Consider the following 17012-nt stretch of genomic DNA (forward strand, 5'->3'; position numbering starts at 1 on the left):
TGACGCCGGTCCACCGCTCCGTGGGCCCGTTTCGCCCACGCCCGGTCACAGCCATCCGGAGCGCTGTGCCTGCAAGGCCATTTGGAAGCGGTTCGCCGCGCCCAGCCGGGCCATCAGGATCTGCAGCCTGCGGAACAGCGTGCGGCGGCTGATGCCCAGCTCGCGGGCGATGACGTCGTCGCCCGCGCCGCCCGCGAGGAGCCACAGCAGACGGCGGTCGGCGGGTGGCAGGCCGCCGGGGTGGGTGGTGCGGCCGTGGAACGGCAGGGCGTTCCGCCAGGACTGCTCGAACAGGGCCATGAGCGCCGAGAGCAGACCGCACGGCTGCACGACCAGCATCGTGTTGTGCACGTCGGCCTCTTTGATCGACAACGACACGAGCGCGTACGCCTCGTCGATGATCACGAGCTTGACCGGCACCGACGGCAGTACCCGTGCCTGCTCGCCCGCCCTGACGCACGGCTCGACGACCTCCTTGAGATGGCCCGGATGCTCCAGTGACGCCCGCGAGTACACGACACGCTGCGTCACACCGCGGGCCAGCGTGGCCAGCGCGTCGTCGGTGGCGCCGGTCAGCGGGAAGTACGGCGGTGACTCGAACTGCCGGATCTGGTCGCGGGCGCTCGCCCACGCCTGGCGAATCCTGGGGCCGACGGCATCGCCGGTCACGACCTCGACCAGATGGTCGTTGTACGCGGCGAGCCGCTGACGCCGGAACGAGTCGAACGCGCCCCCGACGCTGATGCGCGACTCCTCGACCTCGGCCGCCCGGTGCCGGGCGAGGATCTCCAGACCCGCGGCCGGCGGGACCGGGGCCACCATGTCCCCGCCCGACTCGGCGGCACTGGCCAGACCGGCGTCGACCAGCGCGGCGTACGCCGTGGTCAGCTCCGCGCCGTCCAGGCCGGCGGCGGCGCCGACGGCACTCAGCGGCGCCGGGGCCAGGTCGAGCAGGGCCAGATAGATCCGGACCGCCGCGTGATCGATTCCCAGGAGCCGCAGGGCATCGCCGAGCTTCACGTTCGTCATATGCCCCATTATCGGCGGCTCCCGCCGGGGTGCCTGGCCGATCTGTGCCAGTGGCGCTCCTGGGCCCCGGGCGGGCGGGGTGCGGGCTACCGTCCGGGAGCCGCCGGCGACCGATGGGCGGCGAGGCGCCCGTCGAGAGCGAAGAGGAAGGTGCACGACCGTGGCAGAAGGCCGAAGGAACAGTCTCTACCCGAGGATCTCCGACGAGCTGTCCGCTCTGATGCGGACGGGCTGGGCGGACACCGAGCGGCACGACCTGACGCTCGCCGAGCAGTCCCCGCACGCGGCCCGCCGCCGCGCGGCGCTCTCCGCGCGCTTCCCGGGCGAGCGCCTCGTGATCCCCTCCGGGAACCTCAAGGTCCGCTCGAACGACGACACTTACCCCTTCCGGCCGTACTCGGGCTATGTGCACATGACCGGGGACCAGGTCCGCGACGGCGCGCTCGTCCTGGAACCCCGCGCGGACGGCGGCCACGACGCCTACTGCTACCAGCTGCCGCGCGACAGCAGGGACAACAACGAGTTCTGGACCGGCCCCACGGCGGAGCTGTGGATGGGCCGGCGGCGCTCACTCGCCGAGTCGGAGCTCGTGCTCGGCCTGGAGTGCCGCGACATCCGCACGGCCGCCGCGGACCTGGCCGCCGCCCCCGCGGTGCCGACCCGGATCGTCCGCGGCGTCGACCCGGCCCTGACGGCCGCCGTGACCACCGACGAGGAGCGCGACGCCGGCCTTGACGAGGCGCTCAGCGATCTCCGCCTCGTCAAGGACCCGTGGGAGATCGCCGAGCTCCGCAAGGCCGTGGACTCCACCGTGCGCGGATTCACCGATGTGGTCGGTGAACTCTCCACGGCGGTCGCGTCGTCCGAGCGGTGGATCGAGGGCACGTTCTTCCGCCGTGCGCGCCTGGAGGGCAACGCCGTCGGCTACGGCTCGATCTGTGCCGCGGGCGAGCACGCCACGATCATGCACTGGACGCACAACGACGGTCCGGTGCGCCCCGGCGACCTGCTCCTGCTCGACGCGGGCGTCGAGACGAACACCCTCTACACGGCCGACGTCACGCGCACGCTGCCCATCAACGGGACCTTCACGCCCGTGCAGCGCACGGTCTACGACGCGGTGTACGAGGCCCAGGAGGCGGGCATGGCCGCCGTCAGGCCGGGCGCCGCCTACCGCGACTTCCACGAGGCGTCCCAGCGTCATCTGGCGGCCCGGCTGGTCGAGTGGGGCTTCATCGAAGGCCCCGCCGACCGCGCGTACGAACTCGGTCTCCAGCGCCGTTTCACCATGGCCGGTACGGGTCACATGCTCGGCCTCGACGTCCACGACTGCGCGCAGGCCAGGCAGGAGGGATACGTCGGCGGCGTACTGGAGCCGGGCATGGTGCTCACCGTCGAGCCCGGCCTGTACTTCCAGCCGGACGACCTCACCGTGCCCGAGGAGTGGCGCGGCATCGGTGTCCGTATCGAGGACGACCTGGTCGTCACGGATGACGGCAACGAGAACCTGTCGGACGGACTGCCGCGGTCGGCGGACGAGGTCGAGGCGTGGATGGCCCGCTTCGCCGGCTGAGTCGGGCTGGGGCAGGCCGAGTCGGGCTGGGTCGGGCCGAGTCAGGTTGGGTCGGGCTGGGTCGGGCCGAGCGAGCCGCGACGGCCGGTCACCGGCGGTGTGCCCTTCCCCGGCACCCCCTCTTGCGTTAAGAATGCGCATGTCAAACCGGAAGAACTTCGGTCACAGAGGGGACCCCCCACATGAAGAAGCCTCTCGTCGGCGCACTGCTCGCTCTTTTCCTCATGGGTGCGGCAGCGACACCCGCGGTGGCGGCCACCAGCCGTCCCGCGGCCAAAGCAGCCGACTTCGCGGGAACGGTGGCGCTGAGCAACTGCTCGGGCTCCGTCGTCCGCGTGCCGGACTCGCAGCCGGACGATCCCGCGCTGGTGCTCTCCAACGGCCACTGCCTGGAGGCCGGCTTCCCGGCGCCCGGTGAGGTCATCACCGACCAGCCGTCCAGCCGTACCTTCTCGCTGCTCAATGCCGCGGGCAGTTCGGTCGCCACGCTCAAGGCCGACAAGGTGGCCTACGCGACGATGACCGACACGGACATCTCGCTGTACGAGCTCTCCTCCACCTACGCGCAGATCCAGAGCAAGTACGGCATCTCGGCGCTGGAGCTCAACGCGGACCACCCGGCGCAGGGGACCGCGATCAGTGTGGTCTCCGGCTACTGGAAGAAGATCTACAGCTGCGACGTGGACGGTTTCGTCTACCGCCTCAAGGAGGGCGACTGGACCTGGAAGGACTCGCTCCGCTACACCTCCGCCTGCGACACCATCGGCGGTACCTCGGGGTCGCCGGTGATAGACACCTCGACCGGCAAGGTCGTCGCCGTCAACAACACGGGCAATGAGGACGGCGAGCGCTGCACGGAGAACAACCCGTGCGAGGTGGACGAGTCCGGCAACGTCACCGTCCACAAGGGCATCAACTACGCCGAGGAGACCTACGGGATCGTGCCGTGCGTCGGCACCGGCAACAAGATCGACCTGAGCCGCTCGGGCTGCACCCTGCCCAAGCCGTAGGGGCTGTCCGGGCCGTAGGGGCCGTCCGGTCCGATCAGGGGAGGCGCCCGCCGGGGAACCGGCGGGCGCCTCCGTGCGTTCCGGCGCTCCGGTCATACGCTCCGGTCATACTGGGCGGTGAACCGAGAGCAGGAGGGCCCGCACATGGCATGGACCGGGCAGCAGGGCGGCGCGTCGCCGGGACCGTACCCCGCCTATCCGCCGCAGCCCTGTTCACCGCAGCCGCAGCAGCCCCCGCCGCAGCAGGGGTTCGGGCCGCCGCCCCCGCTGTACGCTCCGGCGTCCCCTCCGGTGCCTTCTCCGGTGCAGCAGCCCGCGGGCCCCGCGCCCTCCGGAGACTTCGCCGGCGGGCCCGACTTCCTGGCCGCGGACCGGCGGAACGCCGTCGTGGTCGACAGCCAGGGGGTCTCGTTCGAACTGGACGGGCGGACCGCCGACTTCGGCTGGAGCCAGATCCGTTCGGTGCCGTACAAGGGATCCTTCGGAGGCACCACGCTCATGGTGGCGGTGGTGCTGGCCGACGGCGCGTTCTACGAGTGCGCGGTGGAGGCCCGCAGTGGCGCGGCGCTCCAGCAGTGGTTCGCCGAGCTGGCCCCGGTGCTGGGGTACTACCTCGGGGGCCGTCCGCAGTAGCCACCCGGCCCGGTACGCACGGCGGCAGCGCCACCGGGGGAGCGGCGGCGCTGCCGAGCTGGGTGCCGGTGTTGGTACCGGTGCGGCTACAGGCTGTGGACGTGCGGTCCGACCGCGCCGGACCAGGCGTTTCCGGCCGTGGCGTCCCAGTTGGTCGACCAGGTCATCGCGCCGCGCAGACCCGGGTAGGTCTTCGAGGGCTTGAAGGAGCCGCAGTTGCTGCCCTTGGTGAGGCAGTCGAGTGCGTCGTTGACGACGCTCGGCGCGACATAGCCGCTGCCCGCCGCGCTCGACGACGCCGGGACACCGAGGCCGACCTGCGAGGGGTCGAGGCCGCCCTCCAGCTGGATGCAGGCGAGCGCGGTGAGGAAGTCCACCGTGCCCTGGGAGTAGACCTTGCCGTCGCAGCCCAGCATGGATCCGCTGTTGTAGTACTGCATGTTGACGACGGTCAGGATGTCCTTGATGGCGAGCGCCGTCTTGAAGTACTCGGCCGACGTCGACTGCATGTCGATGGTCTGCGGGGCCATGGTGATGACCAGGCCCGAACCGGCCTTCGCCGACAGTGACTTGAGGGCCTGGGACATATACGTGGAGTTGACGCCGTTCTCCAGGTCGATGTCGACGCCGTCGAAGCCGTACTCCTGCATCAGTGAGTAGACGGAGTTGGCGAAGTTGTCCGCCGACGCCGAGTCGCTCACCGAGACCGTGCCGTTCTGGCCGCCGATGGAGATGACGACGGACTTGCCCGCGGCCTGCTTGGCCTTGATGTCGGCCTTGAACTGGTCGGCGGTGTAGCCGCCGAGCCCGGCCGAGTCCAGATTGAAGGTGACGGCGCCCGGCGAGCTGCCGGTGTCGGCGAAGGCGACCGCGATGATGTCGTAGTCGTCCGGTACGTCGCTGAGCTTCTGGACGGCGGCGCCGTTGTTGAAGTTCTGCCAGTAGCCCGTGACCGCGTGGGCGGGCGGCGCGGCCGTGTGCACGGTGGCGGCCGCGGTGGTCCTGGACGCTGTGGGGGCTGTGTTGCCGGCGGCCTGGGCCGTCGTCCCGGCGAGGGAGAGGGCCGCGGCCGCGAGGACGGCTACGGCGCCGCCCAGCCAGGCTCGGGTGGATCGTGCGGATGTCACGTACGGCCTCCAGATGTGGGGGGTGGCGGCTGGGATACGGGGAAGAGCTGAGACGCAGGGAAGAGCTGAGGTGCCGAACGGTGGCCACCGCCGAATGCCACCAAGCTGGTCCAGACCAATTGCAATGTCAAGGGATCTGTCAGGACGGGCCGCGCTCTCCACCGTTTCTCCGCCTCTCGCGGCCCGTGCTCATCGGCACTCATCAGCCAAGATCCAATGAATCTTGGGCAGTTGTGGTTCTTCCGGCGTGCCCCCTGGATACAGTGCTGAGGCAGGAGCAACCCGCTGTGAACGGGGGACCACGACGTGCCGACCGCCATAGCTGTCACCAGCGGCGATCTCGCGCTGCCGCCGTCCGACCGGCACACCCCGCTCGCCGCCGTGCTCCAGCCGCCGTCGGCGCAGTCGTTCGAAGCCTCCATCACGGAGCTGCACGCCCTCCTCGAACAGCACGGATACGTCGTCGTGCCCTATGCGGCCGCGCTGCCCGCCGCGTACGTCCAGCGGCTGCACGCCGTCCGCTCGGTCCTGGAGAGCGACCGCATCGCCCTGCTGCCCGTCGAACTGCCGCCGCTCGGCGTCGCGGTGCTCGCCCGCCAGCTGCGCCAGCTCTCCGTCTGCGACTTCAGCCCCGGTGTGCTCGCCTCCGCCGCCCGGCTGCTCGCCCACTACATCTACGCGGGCGCGCTGCTGCCGACGGTCACCCGGCTCGACCACGTACCGGTCTCCCTCACGGCGCACGCCAGATCCTGGATGCCCGGCTCCCAGTTCGCCGTACTCGCCTCGCCTGCGCCGCAGCTGGCCAAGGTGACCGGCACCGAACCGGGCCTGCTCGAAGGGCCGTCGTTCGCGACCCGGCTGCTCGTCGCCAGGGGGCAGCTCCAGTCCGACTGGGTGACCACCGTGCTCGCCCCGGCCTGGCAGGTGCAGGGCCATCTGGAGACCGCGCTGCCCGCCGAGTCGGCCGGCTGGTGGGCCACACCCCGGCTGGTGGAGTTCGCCGCCGCCATCCCCGAGCTGTCCGTCCTGCACCAGCTGGTCTCCTCCGTGCGCCGTGAGCTGTGCCGCTGGTGCGGGCTCGAACTCATCGGAGACCGCTGCGGGTTCTGCTCCGCGCCCTTCGCCGATCCGCACGCCCAGCTCGAGAGGTTGCCCGCCCAGTGAACTCCCGCCAGCGCCGCGGCGTCGTCCTGCTGATCCTGTCGGCCGTGTGTGCCGTCGCCGCGATCATCGGCGTGCTCTCGGTCATCCGCGACGTGAACGAAAAAGTCGGACCCGAGGTCACCGCGTACCGCGTACGCGACGACATAGCCCCGTACAAACAGCTCACCCCGGGCGACTTCGAGGAGACCCGGATGCCGCGGCGCTGGCTCTCCGCGAACGCCGTGACCGATCTGGCCCAGGTGCGCGGCAAGATCGCCGTCACCCAGCTGCGCAAGGGCTCGCTGCTGCAGAGCGACATGATCGTCCGGCAGCCCGAACTCACCGCGGGCGAGCAGGAGATCGCGATCATGATCGACGCGTCCACCGGGGTGGCGGGCAAGATCACGCCGGGCTCCAGCGTCAACATCTACGCGACCTTCAAGGGCGACGACAAGGGCGTCCCCGACACCTCCAAGGTGATCGTCTCCGGTGCCCGCGTCGTGGACGTCGGCAAGCTCACCGCCCTCGACCCGGACCAGAACGAGAGCGACCGCACCCGGCAGGCCACCGACGCCGTCCCGATCACCTTCGCGCTCAAGACGCTCGACGCCCAGCGTGTCGCGTACGCCGAGTCGTTCGCGACCCATGTCCGGCTGGCGCTCGTCGCGGCCGGCGGCAGCGCGGACGTCCCGCAGCGCGACCGTACCTACACCCTCGACGGCGACAAGTGAGGGACAGATGACGACACGCATCCTCCCGGTGGCCGGTGACCCGGACGCGGCGCGCGCGGTGCTCACCCTGCTCAGCCAGCTCCCCGACGCCGAACCCTTCCCGCCGGTCGCCGACTCGACCTCGCTGCTCGACCTGCTCGCCCGGCTGGCAGCCGATTCGCTCGACGAGCTGCCCGAGGTCGTCCTCGTCCACGAACGGATCGGCCCGGCGCCCGCGCTGGAGCTGATCCGGGAGGTCGCGCTGCGCTTCCCCGCCGTCGGCGTCGTCCTCATCACCGCCGACATCAGCCCGCTGCTCTACACATCGGCGATGGACGCGGGCGCCCGCGGTCTCGTCGGACTGCCGCTCGGTTACGAGGAGCTGGCGGCCCGGGTGCAGAACGCGGCCTCCTGGTCCACCGGCGTACGCCGTCATCTCGGCGGCGGCCCCGACCCGGCGGCGGGCCCCGGCGGCACGGTCGTCACGGTCACCGGGGCCAAGGGCGGGGTCGGCGCCACCGTCACGGCGGTCCAACTGGCGCTGGCCGCAAGGGCGTCCGGGAGATCCGTCGCCCTGGTCGACCTCGACCTGCAGTCCGGTGACGTGGCCTCGTATCTCGACGTACAGTTCCGCCGCTCCATCGCGGACCTGGCGGGCATCGCGGACATCTCGCCCCGGGTCATCCAGGACGCGGTGTACGCGCACCCGACCGGTGTCGGGCTGCTCCTCGCGCCGGGCGACGGTGAGCGCGGCGAGGAGGTCACCGACCGGGTGGCCCGGCAGGCGATCGGCGCCCTGCGCAACCGGTACGAGATCGTGGTCGTGGACTGCGGCACCCAGCTGACCGGTGCCAACGCCGCCGCGGTCGAAATGGCCGACCACGCACTGCTCCTGGTCACCCCCGACGTGGTGGCCGTGCGGGCGGCCAAGCGGATGGTGCGGATGTGGGACCGGCTCCAGGTCCGCAAGGCGGAGGAGACGGTCACCGTCGTCAACCGGGCCACCAGGAGCGCCGAGATCCAGCCGCCGCTGGTCGAGCGGATCACGGGTACGAAGGCGGCACGTGCCGCGATCCCGGCCGGGTTCAAGGAACTCCAGGCCGCGGTGGACGCGGGCCGGATGCAGGACCTGGACAGCCGTTCCACGGTCAAGCAGGCGATGTGGGCCCTGGCCGGGGAACTCGGCCTGGTGAAGGCGCCCGCGCCGGCCTCCCACGGCAGGGGCGCCCGTACCGGCCTGCTGCGCGGCCGGGCCGGTCGCCTCGACAGCGACCGGGGCTCGGCCCTGGTCGAGTTCGCCGGGATGGCCCCGCTGATCGCCTTCGTCCTGGTGGCGATGTGGCAGTGCGTGCTGTGGGGCTACACGTTCTCCCTGGCGGGCAACGCGGCGGACGAGGCGGCGCGGGCGGCCACGGCCTCGTACGCGGTGGACGGCACGACGGCGGGCTGCCGGGAGGCGGGCCTGAAACGTCTGCCGGCCAACTGGCGGGGCGCGGCCCGGGTCGACTGCGGTGCGGCGGGGGACCTGATGAAGGCGACAGTCCATCTGCGCACCCCGGTGCTCTTTCCGGGGGCCGGGAACTTTCCCTGGTCGGTGGACGGGAGCGCGGGGGCTGCGCTTGAGGGGGACGGAAGATGAGGCGGCGACTCTTTCACGTGGCTCCGCCCCCGACCCCGGTCCGCAATCTCCCCCGCCACGACGACCGTGGCACGGCCATCCTCGAATTCACCGGCATGCTCCCCCTCCTCCTCTTCATCGGCATGGCAGCCATCCAGCTCGGCATCGTCGGCTACACCGCCAACCAGGCCGGCACCGCGGCCCGGGCCGCCGCCCGTACCGAAGCGCTGGACGCCGGCGCGGGGGCCGCCGCCGGACAGGACGCCGTGTCCGGCTGGCTCCAGGGCAACACCCACGTCGCGGTCGGCGGCGGCGACACCGTACGCGCGACCGCCACCATCACCGTCCCGTCCGTCCTGCCGGGCATCCACCTCTTCGGCCCGGTCCACCGCACCGTCGCCATGCCGAACGACACCACGGACCGGAGCGCCGCACCCGGGAGCGCCGCACCCCGGAGCGCGAGGGAGGCACCATGAGCCTGCGGTCCCGCATCGCCACCCCCGAGGAGCACGGCGGCGGCCGCGAGGACGGCCACCAGGTCGCCGTCTACCGGGCGAAGCTCCTGGAGGAGATCGACCTCGCCGAGATGTCCTCGCTGGCCGCCGCCGACCGGCGCGCCAGACTGGAGCGGGTGCTCGGCCACATCATCAGCCGGGAGGGCCCCGTGCTCTCCACCGCCGAGCGCTCCCAGCTGATCCGCCGGGTCGTGGACGAAGCGCTCGGTCTCGGTGTGCTGGAACCGCTCCTGGAGGACGCCTCCATCACCGAGATCATGGTCAACGGGCCCGACGCGATCTTCGTGGAGCGGGCCGGACGCGTCGAGCAGCTCCCGATGCGCTTCGCGTCGACCGAGCAGCTGATGCAGACCATCGAACGCATCGTGTCGACCGTCAACCGCCGCGTGGACGAGTCCAATCCGATGGTCGACGCCCGCCTGCCGTCCGGCGAACGCGTCAACGTCATCATCCCGCCGCTCTCGCTGACCGGCCCCACCCTCACCATCCGCCGCTTCCCCCGCGCGTACCGCCTCCAGGAGCTCATCGCGCTCGGCACGCTGGACGAGCAGATGCTGCTGCTCCTCTCCGCCTTCGTCAGGGCCCGCTTCAACGTGATCGTCTCCGGCGGCACGGGCTCGGGGAAGACCACCCTGCTCAACGCGCTCTCCGGCCTCATCCCGGAGCACGAGCGCATCATCACCGTCGAGGACGCGGCCGAACTCCAGCTCCAGCAGGCCCATGTCGTACGCCTGGAGACCCGGCCGGCCAACGTCGAGGGCAACGGCAGGATCACCATCCGCGACCTCGTACGCAACTCGCTGCGGATGCGCCCCGACCGGATCATCGTCGGCGAGGTGCGCGGCGGCGAGACCCTCGACATGCTCCAGGCGATGTCGACCGGGCACGACGGCTCGCTCGCCACCGTGCACTCCAACAGCGCCGAGGACGCGCTGATGCGGCTGCAGACCCTGGGGTCCATGTCCGAGGTGGAGATCCCCTTCGAGGCGCTGCGCGACCAGATCAACAGCGCCGTCGACGTCATCGTCCAGCTCACCCGGCACGCCGACGGCTCCCGCAAGGTCAGCGAGCTGGTGCTCCTCGTCAGCCACGGACGGGAGAGCTTCCGGCTCGCCACCGTCTCCCGCTTCCGCGCCCGGCCGATGAACGCCGACCGGGTGGTGCACGGCCAGTTCGAACATCTGCCGCTGCCGCGCGGGATCGCGGAGCGGCTGTACCTCGCGAACGAGGCGCTGCCGCCCGCGTTCGGCGTGGTGCAGGGCGTCGACCCGCTCAACACGAGAGAGGCGAGGTAGGGCAGCACCATGACCGACACCGCTCTGCTGGCGATCGGCGGCACGCTGCTCTGCGGTGTGCTCGCCGTCACCGGTATCCATGTGTACGCCAGGGGGAGGGCCCAGCGCGAAGCCCTGGTCGACCGGCTCTCGCACAGCGGGCCGCCCCCCGAAGGGCTGCGCGTGCGCCGCTTCGGCGGGGTCGACCGGAGACTGCGCGGGACGGCCTTCGGCAAACGGCTCCAGCTGCGGCTGGCCGCGACCGGCCTCGATCTGACGGCGGGCGAGTTCGCGGTGTACGTCGTCGGGGGCGTCGTCGCGCTCTGGCTGGTCGCATCGGCCGCGCTGGCACCGTTCTTCGGCCCGGTCGCCGGCCTCGTCGCACTGTGGGCGGGCAACACCTTCCTCAACTGGCAGCGCCAGAAGCGCATCGAGGCGTTCATCAACCAGCTCCCCGAGCTGTCCAGGATCCTGGCCAACGCGACCGCGGCCGGGCTGGCCCTCCGTACCGCACTGGGCATGGCGGCGGAGGAGCTGGAGGCCCCGGCGGGCGAGGAGCTGGCCACGGTCACCGCCCAGCTGGCGCTCGGCAGGTCGATCGACGAGACCCTGGGTGAGCTGGCGGCCCGGCTGCCCTCACGGGAGCTGGTCGTCCTCGTCACCACCCTGGTCCTCTCCAACCGCGCGGGCGGCACGGTCGTCGGCAGCCTGCGCAACCTCACCGAGACCCTGGAGGAGCGCAAGGAGACCAGGCGCGAGGTGGTCACCATGCTCTCCGAGGTCAACGCCACCGCGTACACCCTGCCGCTGCTCGGGCTCGGCGCCATGATCATGCTCAATTCGATGGACTCCGGCTCCCTGGCCCGGATGACCGGCCACCCGCTCGGCCAGGCGGCCGTGCTCGTCGCACTCGGTCTGTACGCCGTCGGGTTCATCGGCATGCGGCGCCTCGGCAAGATCGAAGTCTGAGGGGAGGGGACCACAGCCATGCTGGGACTGCTGCTCGCTCTCGCGCTCGGCGCGGCCGTCGCCGGGATCTTCCAGGGCGTCCGGATGTACCGCTCCGACGTGAAGATCCCCAGCGATCTCGCCGTCGCGCTCGAAGTGGGTGCCACCCGGGTGCGCGGCGCCGAGGCCGCCGTCGACCGCGCCGGTATGCGCTTCGCGCCCGCCGTGCTCAGGGCGATGGGGCCCAGGGCGGTGGAGAGGAAGCGCCGCAGGATCGACTCGGCGGGGAACCCGGGCGGCCTGACCGTCGACCGCTATGCGGCCCGCCGCGCGGTGTACGGGATCTTCGGCGGCCTGGCGGGCCTCGCGCTCCTCACCAACGGCAGCTGGATCTTCGCCGTCTTCGCCTTCGCCTACGGGGCGTTCGCCGCCGACGCGACGATCTGGCAGGCCATCCGTAAACGCAAGGACATCATCGAGCGGACCCTGCCCGACTTCCTCGACGTCCTCGCGGTCGTCGTCAGCGCGGGGCTCGGCTTCCGGCAGGCGCTGGAGCGGGTCGCCGAGAAGTACGAGGGGCCCTGGGCCGACGAACTGCGCATCACCCTGCGCCAGATGGACATGGGCGTCAGCCGCCGCCAGGCGTTCGACGAACTGCGCAGGCGCAACGAGTCGGAGCAGGTCTCGCAGTTCGTCAGCGCGCTCCAGCAGGGCGAGGAACTGGGCGCGCCGATCGCGGACACGCTCATACAGATCGCCAACGACATGCGCCGCACCGACGCCCAGAACTCCCGCCGCCGGGCCGCGAAGGCGATCCCGCAGGCCACGGTGGTCACGCTGATCACCATGGTCCCGGCGACGCTCATCCTGATCGTGACGAACATGTTCCTGGGCTCCACCACCGACTTCGGCTCGCTGTTCGGGAACTGAGCGATGACACCGGGGTGGGCACCGCTGATACGGAGGGTGGGTTCCGGCCACTTTCTGTCAGCCGCTTCGGGGCCGCGATCCTTTGTGCCACCCTCTCCCCAGGGATATGACTTCGGGCCGAGTCCGAGGGAGGCGGAGGTCATGCACCGCACCGCCCCCGGCATGAGCACAGCTCCACCCGAACCAGCACCAACGGCCGTACCGCGCAGGCGATATGGCTGGGTACGTCCGCGCGGGAGCCCGGCCGCCATGGCTGAATCCGTACGCGGTGAGGGAAGGCGGGGCGCCGTGTACGGCAGCCCTGCCGCAGAGACGGAGTCGTACGTTCCCGAAGGGGCAGAGCATGGCGAAGGACATCACGCTCAAGGCGTATCTGGCACTCGGCACCTGGCGCGACACGGTGGTCTCCCGGATGCGCAGGCGGGCGGGCGACAGCGGCGCGAGCATCGTGGAGTACGGCGGGCTGCTGGTGATCGTGGCGCTGATCGTGGTGGCGGTGCGGGGGCTCGGGCTGCAGAACATCATCTCGAAAGCGATCGGTACCGCCGTCAACTCCATCACCGGGGGCTGAGGCCGTGCCAGGCCGAGCGTGACCGGGGCCAGACCATCCTGATCTACGTCGTTGTGGTGGGCGGACTGCTCTTTCTGGCGTTCGCGTATTTCGCCTTCGCGCAGGCCGCCGTGGCCCGCAACGGCGCGCAGTCGGCCGCGGACGCCGCGGCGCTGGCCGCGGCCCAGGACGTCCGGGACCAGATGGCGGACGGGCTGACCGCCTCGCTCGGCCGGCAGGACGCCTGGGCGGGCTGGCTGCTCGGCGACCACCCCGTCGCCGGTACGGGAAGCGCGGCAGCGGCACGGCTCGCGGGCGACAACGACGCCACGCTCGACGGGCTCACGCCGACGACGGTGAAGGGGTACCCCGCCTTCGAGGCCAGCGTCACCACCCGGTTCACCGTCGGCAAGTCCGTCATCCCCGGAACGGAGAGCAGGCACGCCAAGGCCCACGCCGTCGCGATGATCGAACCGCGCTGCTCGGCCACACCGTCCGACGACCCGAAGGTGATCACCTTCGAATGCGACGGCCGGCCCTGGAAGATCGACCCGAAGAATCCCGACACGATGGAACTGCCCCAGCCGAAGGACCTGTTCGCTGTCCACCTGGCGGAGTGAGGATGAGTAGCAGATGAGCATGCGGCGCACCGTCAAGGCCCGCAGGGCGCTGGTCACTGTGGCGGTCACAGCGGGCCTGGCACTCACCGTCGCGGGCTGTGGAGGTGACGGCGGCGACCAGGGCAAGGGGCGCGCGTCTTCCCCCGCGACCGGTGCGAAGGGAGACGGGAACACGGCCCAGCCGGCCCCGAGCGCGTCGGCCAACAAGACCCTCGCGCAGGTCAAGGGCGGCGCCGACATCACCCTGACCATCACCTCGGCCGTCCGCGACACCGGCGGCTTCCTCACCGTCAGCGGAACGGTGAAGAACGGAGGCGGCAAGTACTGGATCGAGCCCAGCTGGGCGGGGGACGAGAAGGAACTGGCCGCCAACTCCACATCGATGGCAGGGGCCGCGCTGGTCGACCAGACGGGCAAGAAGAAGTACCTCATTCTGCGGGACACCGACGGACGCTGCCTCTGCACGAAGTTCAGCGGCGGGATCCAGGCGGACGAGGAGAAGCCGTTCTACGCCCAGTTCCCCGCCCCGCCCGCCAGCACCAGGTCCGTGGAGTTCCAGATCGGCGACATGCCCCCCGCCACCATCGACATCTCCGACGGGCAGTGACCCATGAGACGACCCCGCCGCCCCGCGGCCACCCTCGCCGTCACTCTTCTGCTCACCGGGCTGTCCGTCACCGGTGCGCAGGCCGCCGACCCCACCCCCAGCGCGCCCCCGGACAGTACGACGTCCTCGCCGCCGCCCACGATCGATCCGGCCGCCCCCGGGCTGCGGCTCGGTGACGGGGCGACGCTCGCGGCCCCGCACGTCCTGGACATCAAGTCCGTCGTCGAGGACCTCGGCGGTGAGGAGCGCCGCGAGGACACCAACGCCGACGTGACCTTCGCGCTCCAGGCCGAAGTCCTCTTCGCCAAGGACAGCCCCCAGCTCAACCCCGAGGCCAGGGCGCGTATCAAGGCCATCGCCGACGAAGCACTCGCGCAGCACGCCACCAAGGTCCGGGTCTTCGGGTTCACCGACAACCTCGGGTCGTACGAGCACGGCAAGGTCCTCTCCAAGCGGCGCGCCGACGCGGTGCAGCAGCAGCTGGCCACGTCGCTGGGCTCCGATGTCACCTTCGACATCCGCGGCTACAGCGAGGACTATCCGATCGCGTCCAACGCCACCGAGGAGGGCCGTACGAAGAACCGCCGCGTCGAGATCTCCTTCCCGCGCGGCGAGAAGCCCGGGTCCGGGACCACCTCGTAGGGCCTTTCGTCTGGATCAGGCCAGACCCCGCTCCCTGATCCGGCCTGGTCCAAACGAAAGGCCCTTGCCCGCCGCCCGGACGCCCGGCGGCGCGGCCGGGTCGGGCAGGTCCCCGCTTCGCATACCCCGGCGTCCATCATGGACCGGTGATCAGTGTCCTCTTCGCCGTGCTCACCGCGCTCAGTAACGGCGCCGCATCCGTGTTCCAGCGCCGCGCCGCCGCGAAGGTGCCCGACGACGAGGCGATGCACGCGTCCCTCTTCGGGCATCTGATCCGGCAGCGGGTGTGGCTGGCCGGGGTCGGCCTGGTGATCGTCGCGGCCGTCTGCCAGGCCGTCGCGCTGGCCACCGGGCCCATCGCCGTGGTGCAGCCGATCTTCGTCATCGAGCTGCCCGCGACCCTGCTGCTCGCCGGCCACCTCCTGCACGTACGGCTGCCCCGTACGGTCTGGTACGGCGTGGCCGCGGTCACCCTGGGGCTCGCTCTGGGGATGGCCACCGCGGCCCCGGGCGGCGGTGGCGAGACCGTGAGCGGCCTGCGGTGGATCCCGGCCCTGGTCCTCACCGGGATCTTCGAGGTGGTCCTGATCGGCGCGGCCCTCAAGACCCGCGGCAACCCCCGCGGTGCCCTCCTCGGCCTGGCCGCCGCCTGCGGCTACGCGCTCACCGCCGCGCTCATGAAGGACGCCATGGCGCGGCTCAGCGACGCGGACGGGTGGGTGGAACTGCTGAAGGCGTGGCAGCTCTACGGCACGGCGGCAGCCGGCGTGGGCGCGCTCTTCCTGCTGCAGAACGCCCTCCAGGCGGGCACCCTGGTCGAGGTCCAGCCGATGCTCACGCTCGGGGACGCGCTCATCAGCATCCTGTACGGCGTGACCCTGTTCGGCGAGACCCTGCGCACCGGCTGGTGGCTGGTGCCGGAGCTGGCCGCACTCGCCCTGGTCGCCCTCGGCTGTGTGGAGCTGGCCCGCTCCCCGCTGGCGTCCGGCAACACCGGCTCGCCGTCCAGGGTGAAGTGAACGGCGGGCCGGGGCGCTGTCAGGCCGTGCACTCCACCCGCACCGAGGACACCGCATGGTGGGCGTTGTCCCGGGACGAGCTGCTCCAGTCGTCCCCGCGGTCATGGAGTTTGACGGTCAGCAGGCCCTTGGAGATCTTGTACGTGGAGGCGCCGACCCACTGTCCCCGGTGGCTCACCTGGGTGATCGTGAAGCTGCCCAGCTGGGTGTCGTTCCCCGTCGTCCCGTCGTGGACCGTGTAGTACGAGGGCTGTCCGCCCACATGGCGGGCCACGCTGTCGTCCGGGATGTAGACACTGACCTTGCAGCTCCCCGATGTCACCTTCCCGGTGCGGAAGACCCAGATCACGCTGTTGCCGGAATCCTTGGAGCTGCTCCCGGACATCGGCATCGAACGGTAGCGGCCCGTGCAGCCCCCCGACGCGTACGAGCCGTCGTGGGTCGTCCACCCCTCCTGGTCGTCGGTGTAGGCACCGCGCTCTTCGTAGGTGACCGAGCTGCTCGAACAGTGCGGGCCGCCGACCGCGGAGAAGAGCAGAGCCGAATTGACCTTGGAGCCCTGGGTGGAGGCGCTGCTTCCGCTGCCGCCACCGCTGCTGTCGGAGCCGGAGCCGGAGCCGGAGCCGGACTTCTTGCCGTCGTCGCCCTTCTCCGACGTGGTGTCCTTGCTGTCGCTGCGCTGACCGTCCTTCTTGCCGTCGGTGGGTTTCCCTCCGGGCCCGCTCACACTGTCCGCCGACGCGGCCTCCGTGATCGGGGGCGCGCCCAGGCCGCCCGTGGAGCCCGAGCGCTTCGAACCCCCCGGCACGGCCGGCCCCTTGGTGGCATCGGCGCCCGGGACGTACCCGTCGGCGCCCTGTCCCGGGTCGGTGTAACCGGCTGCGGTGTTACGGGAGTTGTGCTTCGGGCCGTCGCCGCCCGTGGCAGAGGCGACGACGAAGGGGAGCGACAGCAGGACGACGCCGCCGATGGCGGCAGCGGCGACCATCGGCCGGGACACCTTGCCGGGCGCCCCGGGTCCGCCGTCGTGCACGCCGCTGCCCTCGGGGCCGTCGCCCGCGCTG

Annotated in this window: 17 protein-coding genes and 1 pseudogene; 15 read left to right on the forward strand and 3 right to left on the reverse strand. The window is 71.3% G+C overall.

The genetic code is table 11. The annotated features are described in order from the left end of the window. Positions 1 to 45: 45 nt before the first annotated feature. Positions 46 to 1029, reverse strand: coding sequence for a LuxR family transcriptional regulator (locus G3I19_RS11835; RefSeq protein WP_203599461.1), 984 nt, complete (start codon positions 1027 to 1029; stop codon positions 46 to 48). A gap of 160 nt (positions 1030 to 1189) precedes the next feature. Here G3I19_RS11835 and G3I19_RS11840 point away from each other — a divergent pair, with 160 nt between their 5' ends. The 3 genes from G3I19_RS11840 to G3I19_RS37430 all read left to right on the forward strand — a co-directional run bounded on the left by G3I19_RS11840 (position 1190) and on the right by G3I19_RS37430 (position 4245). Next, a complete protein-coding gene (locus tag G3I19_RS11840; protein ID WP_164262950.1) occupies positions 1190 to 2602 on the forward strand; it encodes an aminopeptidase P family protein in 1413 nt (470 codons plus the stop codon). Between the two features lie 182 nt (positions 2603 to 2784). Beyond that, on the forward strand, positions 2785 to 3612 hold the full coding sequence (locus tag G3I19_RS11845; protein ID WP_164262952.1) for a serine protease: 828 nt from the start codon (positions 2785 to 2787) through the stop codon (positions 3610 to 3612). Between the two features lie 144 nt (positions 3613 to 3756). Next, positions 3757 to 4245 carry a hypothetical protein gene (locus tag G3I19_RS37430; protein WP_239074190.1) on the forward strand — a complete coding sequence of 163 codons (489 nt, stop codon included), beginning with the start codon at positions 3757 to 3759 and terminating at the stop codon, positions 4243 to 4245. 86 nt (positions 4246 to 4331) lie between these two features. On the opposite strand, the pseudogene G3I19_RS11855 reads toward G3I19_RS37430, so the two are convergent. Further along, positions 4332 to 5216, reverse strand: a pseudogene (locus G3I19_RS11855) (chitinase); the annotation flags it as partial. Between the two features lie 462 nt (positions 5217 to 5678). Between G3I19_RS11855 and G3I19_RS11860 the strand changes: the two are divergent. The 12 genes from G3I19_RS11860 to G3I19_RS11915 all read left to right on the forward strand — a co-directional run bounded on the left by G3I19_RS11860 (position 5679) and on the right by G3I19_RS11915 (position 15948). Beyond that, positions 5679 to 6536, forward strand: a complete 858-nt coding sequence (locus tag G3I19_RS11860; RefSeq protein WP_164262954.1) for a hypothetical protein — start codon at positions 5679 to 5681, stop codon at positions 6534 to 6536. Further along, positions 6533 to 7246 (forward strand): Flp pilus assembly protein CpaB, encoded by a 714-nt coding sequence (gene cpaB / locus G3I19_RS11865; protein WP_164262957.1) that lies wholly within the window; start codon positions 6533 to 6535, stop codon positions 7244 to 7246. The genes G3I19_RS11860 and cpaB overlap by 4 nt, the downstream gene beginning before the upstream one ends. Positions 7247 to 7253: 7 nt before the next feature. Next, positions 7254 to 8864: an AAA family ATPase gene (locus G3I19_RS11870; RefSeq protein ID WP_164262959.1), complete on the forward strand. Its 1611-nt coding sequence runs from the start codon at positions 7254 to 7256 to the stop codon at positions 8862 to 8864. Between the two features lie 17 nt (positions 8865 to 8881). Next, positions 8882 to 9319: a TadE/TadG family type IV pilus assembly protein gene (locus G3I19_RS11875; protein WP_343235073.1), complete on the forward strand. Its 438-nt coding sequence runs from the start codon at positions 8882 to 8884 to the stop codon at positions 9317 to 9319. After that, entirely contained in the window at positions 9316 to 10653 is a 1338-nt protein-coding gene (locus G3I19_RS11880) for a CpaF family protein (RefSeq protein WP_164262963.1), read from the forward strand. Before G3I19_RS11875 ends, G3I19_RS11880 begins: the two co-directional genes overlap by 4 nt. A gap of 9 nt (positions 10654 to 10662) precedes the next feature. Further along, positions 10663 to 11601, forward strand: a complete 939-nt coding sequence (locus G3I19_RS11885; protein ID WP_164262965.1) for a type II secretion system F family protein — start codon at positions 10663 to 10665, stop codon at positions 11599 to 11601. Positions 11602 to 11619: 18 nt separating this feature from the next. Next, positions 11620 to 12510 carry a DUF5936 domain-containing protein gene (locus G3I19_RS11890; protein ID WP_164262968.1) on the forward strand — a complete coding sequence of 297 codons (891 nt, stop codon included), beginning with the start codon at positions 11620 to 11622 and terminating at the stop codon, positions 12508 to 12510. A 343-nt stretch (positions 12511 to 12853) separates the two neighbouring features. Further along, complete coding sequence (locus tag G3I19_RS11895) at positions 12854 to 13081, forward strand: hypothetical protein (RefSeq protein WP_164262970.1); 228 nt, start codon at positions 12854 to 12856, stop codon at positions 13079 to 13081. 38 nt (positions 13082 to 13119) lie between these two features. Further along, the gene (locus G3I19_RS11900) at positions 13120 to 13680 is read left to right on the forward strand and encodes a pilus assembly protein TadG-related protein (protein ID WP_275402719.1); all 561 of its coding nucleotides are present in this window, start codon (positions 13120 to 13122) and stop codon (positions 13678 to 13680) included. Between the two features lie 13 nt (positions 13681 to 13693). Continuing rightward, entirely contained in the window at positions 13694 to 14287 is a 594-nt protein-coding gene (locus tag G3I19_RS11905; protein ID WP_164262972.1) for a hypothetical protein, read from the forward strand. A gap of 3 nt (positions 14288 to 14290) precedes the next feature. Then, the gene (locus tag G3I19_RS11910) at positions 14291 to 14929 is read left to right on the forward strand and encodes an OmpA family protein (protein WP_164262974.1); all 639 of its coding nucleotides are present in this window, start codon (positions 14291 to 14293) and stop codon (positions 14927 to 14929) included. A 146-nt stretch (positions 14930 to 15075) separates the two neighbouring features. After that, positions 15076 to 15948: a DMT family transporter gene (locus tag G3I19_RS11915; RefSeq protein ID WP_164262975.1), complete on the forward strand. Its 873-nt coding sequence runs from the start codon at positions 15076 to 15078 to the stop codon at positions 15946 to 15948. Positions 15949 to 15967: 19 nt separating this feature from the next. Here G3I19_RS11915 and G3I19_RS11920 read toward each other — a convergent pair. Next, the coding region (locus G3I19_RS11920) for a hypothetical protein (RefSeq protein WP_164262977.1) at positions 15968 to 17012 on the reverse strand (1045 nt) is incomplete at its 5' end.

The organism is Streptomyces sp. SID10853 (assembly GCF_010548145.1).
Classification (GTDB): Bacteria; Actinomycetota; Actinomycetes; order Streptomycetales; family Streptomycetaceae; genus Streptomyces.

Coding starts and splice junctions, on each gene's coding strand:
- G3I19_RS11905 (WP_164262972.1), top strand. CDS start 13,694: ATGAGCATGCGGCGCACCGTCAAGGCCCGCAGGGCGCTGGTCACTGTG.
- G3I19_RS11835 (WP_203599461.1), bottom strand. CDS start 1,029: ATGACGAACGTGAAGCTCGGCGATGCCCTGCGGCTCCTGGGAATCGAT.
- G3I19_RS11845 (WP_164262952.1), top strand. CDS start 2,785: ATGAAGAAGCCTCTCGTCGGCGCACTGCTCGCTCTTTTCCTCATGGGT.
- G3I19_RS11890 (WP_164262968.1), top strand. CDS start 11,620: ATGCTGGGACTGCTGCTCGCTCTCGCGCTCGGCGCGGCCGTCGCCGGG.
- G3I19_RS11885 (WP_164262965.1), top strand. CDS start 10,663: ATGACCGACACCGCTCTGCTGGCGATCGGCGGCACGCTGCTCTGCGGT.
- G3I19_RS11870 (WP_164262959.1), top strand. CDS start 7,254: ATGACGACACGCATCCTCCCGGTGGCCGGTGACCCGGACGCGGCGCGC.
- G3I19_RS11910 (WP_164262974.1), top strand. CDS start 14,291: ATGAGACGACCCCGCCGCCCCGCGGCCACCCTCGCCGTCACTCTTCTG.
- G3I19_RS11895 (WP_164262970.1), top strand. CDS start 12,854: ATGGCGAAGGACATCACGCTCAAGGCGTATCTGGCACTCGGCACCTGG.
- G3I19_RS37430 (WP_239074190.1), top strand. CDS start 3,757: ATGGCATGGACCGGGCAGCAGGGCGGCGCGTCGCCGGGACCGTACCCC.
- G3I19_RS11880 (WP_164262963.1), top strand. CDS start 9,316: ATGAGCCTGCGGTCCCGCATCGCCACCCCCGAGGAGCACGGCGGCGGC.